This is a genomic window from Helicobacter bilis ATCC 51630 (assembly GCF_000686565.1).
Taxonomy (GTDB): Bacteria; Campylobacterota; Campylobacteria; order Campylobacterales; family Helicobacteraceae; genus Helicobacter_A; species Helicobacter_A bilis.
Genome location: NZ_JMKW01000064.1, coordinates 1 through 10,304 on the forward strand (window position 1 = coordinate 1; position 10,304 = coordinate 10,304).

Genomic DNA, 10,304 nt, shown 5'->3' on the forward strand with positions numbered 1-10,304 from the left:
GCATATAAAACTACACAATAAAAGCTTATAAAATCCATTAAGTAGAGAATGCAAAAATAAAGCATTGTTTGCTTATGTAATTTTAATTTGTATCAAAGCTTTAATTAATTTGTAATTTTGCATTGCTTAGTTTGTAACACTTTGTAAAGTGAAAATGTAATATATAATCACTAGATAAAAATCATATAAAAAAGGCTTGTATTTTAAGTTATTAAGGGTATTTTAAAGACAGGAAAGAAACAAAACTTTAAAACCTTATTCATACACCATAATCAAAACTGAAATCTTTAGAATATGTGTTATTTTGCTTGTGATTTTATGTAGTAATGCAAAAAGGATACACAAAAAGTAAAAGGGCTTTTTTGCTTAGTGTTTAGAGGTCGGTATTTTGGGGGTTTGGAGCTTGAAAAGTGTTGTATTTTTAAAGTATTGCACACAATTCAATTTGTCTATGTAATGCATCTTTGTGGTTTGCACAAGCAAAATATCTCGTGCCAAACTGTGAGAGTTGCACTATGGTTGTCCCTAGAAGATAAGACGATTGAAAAACTCAAGCGAAAAGTGCGAGAATACAATTTCTATGTAGAGACAGATGATATGAACCATGATAAATATAGTGTTTTAAATTATGTCGAATCAGGAACAACATTGAATTTGTTTATATTAAACATTCTGATGCTTTTGATACTGTTATGTTCATGGATCAAAAACCCGCATGTAATCTTATTTTGGATATTTGGTTTTATAAAAAAGGAAAAATTGCAAAATATTTTCCAGATATATTTGAAGATCAAATCGACATCTATGTTAACATTACCAATCCAAAGTATCCTAAAAGATAATAATGTTGAGAGGGATGAAAGAAGATAAAAATCTTAGACTTAGTCCTTTTAATCCTAGCAATCCGAAAGAATCGACTCTAGCATTGTAAAAACCCCATACATTGGGTTTCTATCCCGTGTTCGCATATTCTCAATAAAATTTTCGCATGGATAAAGTAGCATCCAAGAGGTTATACCAATTGATCACTCATAGTAATGCAAACACTAACCCAAGCATAATCAAACGCACAACCCAATCGCATTGAGAAATATCTAGACTATAAGCATATCAACAAGTCTAATCCAATTCTCACAGATAGTAACTCTCTAAATTCAGCCAAATGTTTAGAATCTAAGTCCAGTCTCTAGCATGGTAGTCCATGCGTTGGCATGGGGAAGAGTTATAGTTTGATTATTGATTTGCACGGGGCTACTTGCTGGTATATTATAATACTTTGCAATGGCTTTGATATAGAATCCTAGATTTCTTGTCATGCTTATATCCACACCAAGAGAGCCAAACAGACTATAGCCAACATCACCTGTGCCACCATTTGCCGCCTCTGCCTTGCCTTGTGTGAAAGCATATATCGAATTTGCCGCACCGCCGCCAAAGCTATACAATAGACTAGTCCTTCCGCCAAATGACTTTCTGCCTTGCAATTCCGCACCATACATTGCCAAGCCATAGCCAAACGCACCCGCATATCCATCAACACCGCCAATAAAACTGATATAGAGCGGAGATTCTAAACTTGCGACATTGAATCCTATTTTAAAATGTGTCGCCGCAAACGCACCCGCATTGCCACCAAGCAGACTGCCATTAAGATTGTCTGTAAAATCTGGTCCATAAACGCCCATAGACCCAGAGCCACCCTTCAAGTTTAAAGAAAATAGCAATCGCCGTATAACGATTAAGTCAATATCTAACGCACCATAGTCGCCCTTAAAGTCCCCATCTGCTCTATTATTACCACCAACACAAAGTTATAGAATCACAAGCCGCATTCGCACTCACTCCAAGCACACTTGCTAACACGATACTTAATCCTAGCCTTTTATACATTTTTACCATGATTCACTCCTTTTAAATTTAATGACAAATCGGCTTATTTTACAAAAAGATAACTAAGACAAAGCTTAAAAGCATATTCGCAACGATTACTCACTCTTGCAAAGATTCTAAAGCCTCTAAAGATTCAAGCACATTGTGCTTAAAGACTTCAAATATCTCTCGTGGTTCTATGCTTTCAATCTCAAAGTTTGTGCCTTTTGAGACGACATAAGGATTCCCAAGCAATACACGACTAAGCTTTGTATCTCGCATATTTTTACCGCTACTCTCTGTATTATTCCCATAAAGTGTAATGCAGTTTGTCCCCATAGCCCATGCAAGATGCGTTACACCCGTATCACCACCGATAGCACAATCAATCTGCCTTAATACAAATTTCAAACTATTGAAGTCAAGCTTATCAAGCTGCGTAGCCCTTAATCCTTGCTTTTTTAACAGCATAAGCATAGAATCTGCCCTGTCTTTATCCTCATTCCACAAAATGTGAAAATGGCAATTTTGCAATAAGCCTTGCAGTAATTGTGCTAATTTTGCGTATTTTTCTATCGGATACATTTTCTCTTTAATAGAAGCTTCAAGGATAAATAAAAAAGTATAGGGCTTTTCTTCCATATGATTTAGTGCTGAAAAATGTAAAGTTAGAGATTCTGTAATAAAATGATAGCTAAAGCCTAGTCCTTGTGAATGCAAGGGCATAACTCGCTCAAGTGTAAAAGGGTTTGCCTGAAACTCTTTTATATGGCTAAAAAGCACAGAGAAATTTCGCTCAAGGATATTAGAATCATAGGGTATTGATACCTTATGTGTGTAAAAATAGCTAGCAAAGCCCTCCCTTGCCCCATCTTTAGAAAAGCCGACAAATTTTTTAGACACAAGGCATTTACCGACAATGGCTGACTTTATAAGCCCCTGCATATCTACCACCATGTCAAATTCACCGCAACTCTTACAATATCTTCGTATCTCTAAAAGCCCACCTATGCTTTTTAAAAGCTTTTTAAATGGTAGTGAGTGAATCTTTGTGATACAAGGGGAATGCTCTAAAATACCGCTAAATCTCTCATCAACAAACCATTCTATCCTATAATCACCGAGTGCTTTAAGCCCAGCAAGCATACTTGATGCGATGACAACATCACCAAATGCAGATAATCGTATGATAGCAATTCTCATGTTTTTCCTTTCTATAGAACTTAAGATTATAGCATAGATAAGCTTAGAAACTTTTTGTCATATTAAGCAGGATTTTATTGTGTTTTGATATAATCTAGCATTTTGTTTATTATTTGAGGGTTAAACATGGGATTCTATAAAAAAATACGACCTTATTTGTATAAATGTGATGCCGAAAAGATTCACAACTTCGCAATAAAAGTAATGAAAATGCCACAAAAGATTCCATTATTTGAATCTATGATTGCAAAGTGTTATTGTCGTATCCATGAAAATTTAGCTCAAGATATACATGGTTTGTGCTTCTATAATCCCATAGGACTTGCAAGTGGATTTGATAAAAACGCAGAAGCTGTGCGACCTTTAGCTAGTCTTGGCTTTGGATATTTAGAGTTAGGCAGTGTTACGCAAATGCCTCAAGATGGGAATGAAAAGCCTCGCATGTTTCGCCATGTAGAAGAAGAGAGTTTGCAAAATGCAATGGGCTTTAATAATATCGGGGCAAGGGGAATGTTGGCACATTTAAAGGAAGTATATCCCTTTTGTATCCCGCTTGGTATAAACATTGGCAAAAATAAGAATATCGCACAAGGTGATTCTCTAAAAAATTATGAATTAAGCCTTGATACACTCAAAGACTATGGCGATTATTTCACCTTTAATCTCTCATCGCCAAATACGCCCGGTTTGCGTGATTTACAAAATCAAAGCTTTGTAAAAGAGCTTATGGAGATGGCAAAAAGCATAACAAATAAGCCAATTTTCATTAAAATATCGCCTGATATGGAGATAGAATCTATGCTTACTGTATGCGATGTGGCTATCCAAAATGGTGTAAATGGGATCATTGCTACAAATACAAGCATTGATTATAGCCTTGTATCAAATCCAGTGAAAAAAAATGATGTATGCTTTGGTGGTCTTAGCGGTAAAGCTATTAGCACAAAATCTAAAGAAGTTTTAAGAATCTTAGGGAAGAATTTTCATAAGAAAACTACGCTTATTTCTGTTGGTGGCATTGGTGATTCTAATGAAGTATATGAGAGGATAAAGCTTGGGGCAAGTTTAGTGCAGATTCTAAGCAGTATGATATATGAAGGTCCAACGCTTATATCTCGCATGAATAATGAATTAGCAGAAAAGCTAAAAGCCGATGGATTCAAGCATATAAACGAAGCGATTGGAGTAGCGATTCAATGATGAAGTTATATCAAAAAATTGTATTAGGAGTTTGTATAATGAGTAGTATTGCATTTGGCAGTGTATTGCCAAAATATGAAAGCAAGATTCTTGAAAATGGTTTGCAAGTCGTGGTGATTCCACTGCATAATAAAAGTAATGTAATTGAGACAAATGTATTTTATAAAGTCGGCTCTCGTAATGAAGTCATGGGGAAAAGCGGTATAGCACACATGCTAGAACACATGAATTTTAAAACAACAAAGAATCTAAAAGCTGGTGAATTTGATGAGATAGTAAAGCAAATGGGCGGTGTGAATAATGCTTCTACAAGCTTTGATTATACACGCTATTTTATTAAATCTAGCACACAAAATCTAAATAAATCCTTAGAGCTTTTTGCTGAACTCATGCAGAATCTAGAATTTATAGATTCTGAATTTCAATCAGAAAGAGATGTGGTAGCCCAAGAGAGATTATGGCGGACAGATAATACGCCTAGTGGCTATTTATACTTTCGCTTTTTTAATACCGCCTATGTCTATCACCCATATCACTGGACGCCCATAGGCTTTATGACTGATATACAAAATTGGAGTTTGCAAGATGTGAAAAGCTTCCATGAGACTTACTATCAACCACAAAATGCGATATTACTTGTAAGTGGTGATGTCAATCCACAAGATGTATTTAGCGGTGCGGAAAAATATTTTAGCAAGATTAAGAATAAAGGCGAGATTCCAAAAGTGATTATGCAAGAGCCAATCCAAGATGGCATAAGAGAGGCATATATCAAAAAGGATACAGGCGGGATAGAATGGCTTATCATGGGCTTTAAAACACCAAGTTTTACACATAAAGACCAAGTAGCACTAGAGGCTATCGGCGATATATTAGGCGGTGGTAAAAGTGCGATTTTACCATCTATCTTGCAGGATAAATTGCAACTTGCTTCATCTGTGAGTGCGTATAATATGGATATGATTGACTCAGGCATGTTTATCATTATAGCAACAGGCAATGCGGGAGTAAGTGCAAATGTCTTGAAAGAAGAGATATTAAAACAGATTGAAAAGCTAAAAAAAGCACAAATCACACAGGCACAGCTTGATAAAATTAAGATAAACACTCGTGCAAGTTTTATTTATAGCCTAGAGAGTGCAAGCTCTGTGGCAGGACTCTTTGGCTCATATTTTGTGCGAGGCGATATACAACCGCTACTAGATTATGAAAAAAATCTAGAATCTTTAAACACCAAGCAAATTCAAGATGTCGCAAAAAAATACCTTGTGCTAGATCAAGCAACAACTTTGATTATGAGAAAGTAGAAAACAAAATTTCTATTTTTATTTTCTATCAAACTTTGATACAATAGCACAACTATATTTTAATAAAAAGGAAAAACATGATAAATCATGAAGCCATAGCAGAATTTTCAGAAATGACTGCGAGAGAAAGGCAGTTTGTGCTTGAGTGTATAGAAGACAAGAAGCCAAAAAAGATTCTAGAAATTGGTGTTGCCGCTGGAGCGAACAGCACGCTTATTTTAGATTTTCTTGAAAAGCACAATAGCCTTAACTCTACCGCATTTTATGCCATCGATTACAATAAAACATATTATCGTGATCTAGAATGGGGGGGGGGGGGTAACAACTAAAAATCCGCGTGAAAGCGGCTTTCTAGTTGATTTGCTTGTCCCTCATTTAAGAGATTATTATCAGGTTTATAAGGGTGGGTATTGTGCAAAATACTTAGAAAATGTAGGGGATTCCATTGATTTATGCATAATTGATACTGTGCATGCCCAACCCGGAGAAGGGCTAGATTTTCTAATGGTGCTACCATATCTTAGTGAAAATGCCACAATAATTTTACACGATATTGCATATCATACAATGGATTTTGATAATCGCCACCATAACATTTGTGCTCTTCTCTTTTTAAGCTTATTTGGAAAAAAGACTATCCCGCAACCCTATGATAATTATGGCACTGCATTTCAAAATATTGGTGCTTGTGTGCTTGATAGCGATCAAAGTAGATTCTATGAATATTATTTTAGAATCCTGCATTTTCCATGGGTGTATATGCCTCCAAAGAAAGATATGCTAGTGTTTAAAAATCACATAGCAAAACACTATCCACAAGACTTGATAGAAGCATTCGACAATATGGAAACTCTGCAATCACAATGGTTTAATCTTGAGAGTATTGCGAAAATGTCAAAATGGAAAAAATTTAGAAGAAGAGTAAAAGCATATTTTAAAAGAACAAGATGATTTGTGTGATGAGAATCATGAATCCACACTCCTTAAATCAAACTAAAGTCTGTTATTATGTCATTAATAAGACTTGATAAAGATTGATTTAACTTGATATAATAACATAATTTAAGTGTAGGTTGTGATTTTCATGCGACAAAAGGGTAGATATTACGAGCAAGTAGCATTAGAATATCTTATAAGTTTGGGGTTTGAGTTTATTGAGCAAAATTTTCATAGTCGTTATGGTGAAATCGACCTTATTATGAAAAAAGATTCTATCCTACATTTTATAGAAGTAAAATCATCGCATTGTATCAATCCACTTGTAAATATCACGCCAAAAAAGCTAGAAAGACTCACAAAAACTATACATGTTTTTTTAGACCAAAGACAGATTGTAAGCCATTTTTGCATAGATGCGGTGAGTATCTATAAAGACAATATTACATTCATTGAAAATATTACATTTGGATTGTAATGCAATATTTTTTAGAATCGATATCAAAAATTATGTTTATGCAATGGCAAAAAAAGACTAGCCAAGTAGCTAAAAATATTTAAAGTTATTACAACAAAATACTTTAAGATTCTATAAAAATGCCGATTAGAGAGTATGTTTTGTATTCTAGTCTAAAAAAATGTTGGATACAATACAAAAAAGATTCCATATTACACAAGCAGAATATGTAAGTATGGAATGTAAATTTCTTATACTTTTGATTGAACTTATTTGAATATAAATCGCAATGTTGTTTAGGAGTGCGTTATGGCAGGAAAGATTACTTCTCTTGGGCTTGGTAGCTCGGTTTTAAATGCTGATGTTATTGATAAATTGCGTAAAGCCGATGAAGACAATGTTATTAAACCTGTTGATAAAAAAATGGAGCTAAATATTGAGAAGCAAAAGCAACTTGTAGAGATAAAAACTGCCCTTGAAACATTGCGACAACACACACGCAAACTCTCTGACTACTCTACATTCTTAGGGCGAAATGTAAGCGTATCTGGCGAAGCAGTAAAAGCTAGTGCAGCAGCTGGTGTGCCTGTGCAAAATATCAATATGGAAGTAAAACAACTCGCAAAAAGCGATATTAATGAAGTCGGCACAAAGTTTGCCTCAAGAGATGATGCCTTTAGTAATGATGATGGTGTGCTTGACTTTTTTAGCGATGGGCAAAGCTATCGCGTTGAGATAAAAGGGGGAATGACCGTTGGTGAAGTGAGTCAAGCCATAACCGATGCGACAAATGGGAAAATCATGGGTTCTATTATGAAAATTGGTGGGGAAAAGCCCTATCAACTTATGATTAACTCAAAAGAGACAGGCGAGAATAGTAGAATCTATTTTGGTTCTCTTTTACGATCAGAGGGCATGGGGAATCTTGATATTGACTTACAAGGGGAGCAAGACTTCTTCATAGAAGTAAAAGGCACAGATGGACAAATGCATAAAATAAGTGTTACTCTCAACATTCCACAATCTGCTAGTGATAGATTCCTAATGTTACAAAATGCACTAAAAGAAGCCTTAAGTGCGAATGAAGCAACAAAAGACTTAGTAGAAAATGGTGATATTACCTTTGGATTGCCAAATGAGGGCAGAGGTTTTATCATCAATGATAGAAGAGGCTTTAAGATTAATGTCGGCGGAGATAAAACGGGCAATCTAGGCTTTATGCAAAAAGAATCAAAATCACAAGATTTATATTCAAGCAATATTGAAGTAAAAGAGGGGGCGCTTACAGGTAGCTTTCAAGTCAATGGCAATACGATAGATTTAGCCCAAATTACAAAGAAAGAAAATACCGCAGACCAAAACGCCCAAGCAGTAGCAGAAGCTCTCAATACAATCAGTGGAGTGCAAGCAAGTGCAAGTCAAAATAAGATTGCTTTAAATAGCGATGGCGTTACCATTGATATTAAGGCTACAAGCCCAGAAGAGACACAAGCCCTTGAGAGTGTCGGCTTAAAAGCGGGGAAATATAGCGGTTTCTCATCATTGCAAAAAAATGTGCTAAAGATTAAGAATGTGCAGAGTGCTGCAGATTCTGAAGTGCTATATAATGGTGCGACAATCAAGCGTCCAAGTAACACTATCGATGATATTGTAGGCGGATTAACCATAAACTTACAAAAAGTATCAGAAGAGGGCAAACCAGATGTAATAAGCATTACGCAAAATACAGAAGACATCGTAAAAGAGATACAAGAGTTTGCAAAAGTATATAATGAAACCGTGCCAAAGCTAGATGCGGTTACAAAGTTTGACCCAGATACAAAACGAGGTGGGGTATTTAATACTGAAACGCTTATAAGAAGCATTCGCCCAGATTTAAACCAAGCCATTACCCAACATATTGCAAATGGACTTGAAGTAAAAAGCTTAATGGATTATGGAATCTCGCTGAATGATAAAAGTGTTATGCAGCTTGATGGTGGCAAACTCTCAAGTGCATTGAGTGCTGACCCAGAAAAAGCAAAAGAAGTGTTTTATGGTGGGGAAAAAAAGGATAGTTTAGGAAAATATAATAGATATGATGGAGTTTTTACAAAAGTAAATAAAGTTTTAGCCGATTTATTAGAAGGTGGAAACGCTAAGTTAAAAACTTTTGAGCAAACACTTGAAAGAGAGCTAAAAAACTACAATCAAGAGAAAGACAAAGCGAAGAAAATGCTTGATGCTAGATATGATACCATGCAGCAGAGATTTGCGTCTTTTGATGAGCAAATAGCAAAAGCAAATAACTCTTTCAATGCCGTTCAAATGATGATAGACCAAGCCGCCGCTAACGACAAAAAGAAATAAGGAGCAGTTATGAGAGCGTTTAATGCCCATAATATGTATCAGCAAAATTCTGTAAGCGTGGAAAGCCCAGCAAAGCTTATAGAAATGTTGTATGAAGGTATTTTGAGGTTTTTAGGTCAGGCACGCAGATGTATGGAGCAAGAAGACATTGATATAGAAAAGAAGATTTACTATATCAATAGGACTACTGATATATTCACGGAACTATTAAATGTCCTTGACTATGATAGGGGCGGTGAAGTAGCAGTATATCTTACAGGGCTTTATACGCATCAAATTAAGCTTTTAACACAGGCTAACATGGAAAACAATGTTGAAAAAATCGATATTGTTATGAATGTAGCAAAGGGCTTATTAGAGGCATGGAGAGAAATACATCAAGAAGAGCTAGGACGCTAGTATCTTTTGCAAACAATTTGAATACACTTTTATAGAATCTTGTGTTGGATTCTATAACTTCTTTCATATTTTATTCACTTCAATATCAATAAATCGTTTGACATGTTGTTTTTTGTGTTTAGATTCAAACGACTACTATATAATTTACGAAGCGAAATATTTGGCATGGAATCGAAAAAAAGATATTTTTCTCATAGAACTCAAAATGACAAGAGCCTAGATTCTATGCAAACTTATAACACAAGCCTATACTCCCATTTACTTGCAACACATTTTGCCTATGGATATGGCTCGCATTTTGAAACTTATAAGGGCACATTTCAAAGCCATGCGTTAAGTTTTTCTCTCATGGATAGAATCTTATTAGAAAAAATCAATATCGACATAGGCTTACATGGGACATTTGGCTTTTTTGCAACAAGAGATATGTTGCAGTTTTCTAGCACAAGCACAGCCTTTAATAGCGATTTTAACGCATATAATCTCAACGCAAATGTAAATATAGGCTATCCATTTATTTTTCAAAGCTTCTCCATAGCCCCAGTTGCAGGGCTTAGACAAAGCATAATCACACAAAGCCCATA

General features: G+C 35.3%; 10 protein-coding genes and 1 pseudogene. 9 read left to right on the top strand and 2 right to left on the bottom strand.

The features are described 5' to 3' along the window. Positions 1-1,166: 1,166 nt before the first annotated feature. Together T368_RS0109995 and waaC are read right to left on the bottom strand one after the other, a co-directional pair. The gene (locus T368_RS0109995) at positions 1,167-1,685 is read right to left on the bottom strand and encodes a hypothetical protein (protein ID WP_004086030.1); all 519 of its coding nucleotides are present in this window, start codon (positions 1,683-1,685) and stop codon (positions 1,167-1,169) included. 304 nt (positions 1,686-1,989) lie between these two features. Further along, complete coding sequence (waaC, locus tag T368_RS0110005) at positions 1,990-3,072, bottom strand: lipopolysaccharide heptosyltransferase I (RefSeq protein WP_004086034.1); 1,083 nt, start codon at positions 3,070-3,072, stop codon at positions 1,990-1,992. Between the two features lie 126 nt (positions 3,073-3,198). On the opposite strand from waaC, the gene pyrD reads away from it, so the two are divergent. The 9 genes and pseudogenes from pyrD to T368_RS0110050 form a co-directional block, all read left to right on the top strand. Further along, positions 3,199-4,272, top strand: coding sequence for a dihydroorotate dehydrogenase (quinone) (pyrD, locus tag T368_RS0110010; RefSeq protein WP_004086036.1), 1,074 nt, complete (start codon positions 3,199-3,201; stop codon positions 4,270-4,272). 38 nt (positions 4,273-4,310) lie between these two features. After that, entirely contained in the window at positions 4,311-5,579 is a 1,269-nt protein-coding gene (locus T368_RS0110015) for a M16 family metallopeptidase (RefSeq protein ID WP_004086038.1), read from the top strand. A gap of 77 nt (positions 5,580-5,656) precedes the next feature. Beyond that, complete coding sequence (locus T368_RS0110020) at positions 5,657-5,908, top strand: hypothetical protein (protein WP_004086040.1); 252 nt, start codon at positions 5,657-5,659, stop codon at positions 5,906-5,908. Positions 5,909-5,939: 31 nt separating this feature from the next. Continuing rightward, positions 5,940-6,074: pseudogene (locus T368_RS17330) on the top strand (class I SAM-dependent methyltransferase); the annotation flags it as partial. Between the two features lie 9 nt (positions 6,075-6,083). Further along, positions 6,084-6,530, top strand: a complete 447-nt coding sequence (locus tag T368_RS0110025; RefSeq protein ID WP_230475002.1) for a hypothetical protein — start codon at positions 6,084-6,086, stop codon at positions 6,528-6,530. Positions 6,531-6,663: 133 nt separating this feature from the next. Beyond that, positions 6,664-6,993: a YraN family protein gene (locus tag T368_RS0110030; protein WP_004086043.1), complete on the top strand. Its 330-nt coding sequence runs from the start codon at positions 6,664-6,666 to the stop codon at positions 6,991-6,993. Between the two features lie 288 nt (positions 6,994-7,281). Then, complete coding sequence (fliD, locus tag T368_RS0110040; protein WP_004086045.1) at positions 7,282-9,321, top strand: flagellar filament capping protein FliD; 2,040 nt, start codon at positions 7,282-7,284, stop codon at positions 9,319-9,321. Positions 9,322-9,330: 9 nt separating this feature from the next. Beyond that, positions 9,331-9,720 (top strand): flagellar export chaperone FliS, encoded by a 390-nt coding sequence (gene fliS / locus T368_RS0110045; protein ID WP_004086047.1) that lies wholly within the window; start codon positions 9,331-9,333, stop codon positions 9,718-9,720. Positions 9,721-9,885: 165 nt separating this feature from the next. After that, positions 9,886-10,304 (top strand): autotransporter domain-containing protein (locus T368_RS0110050; protein WP_230455612.1); only part of this gene is annotated, 419 nt, incomplete at its 3' end.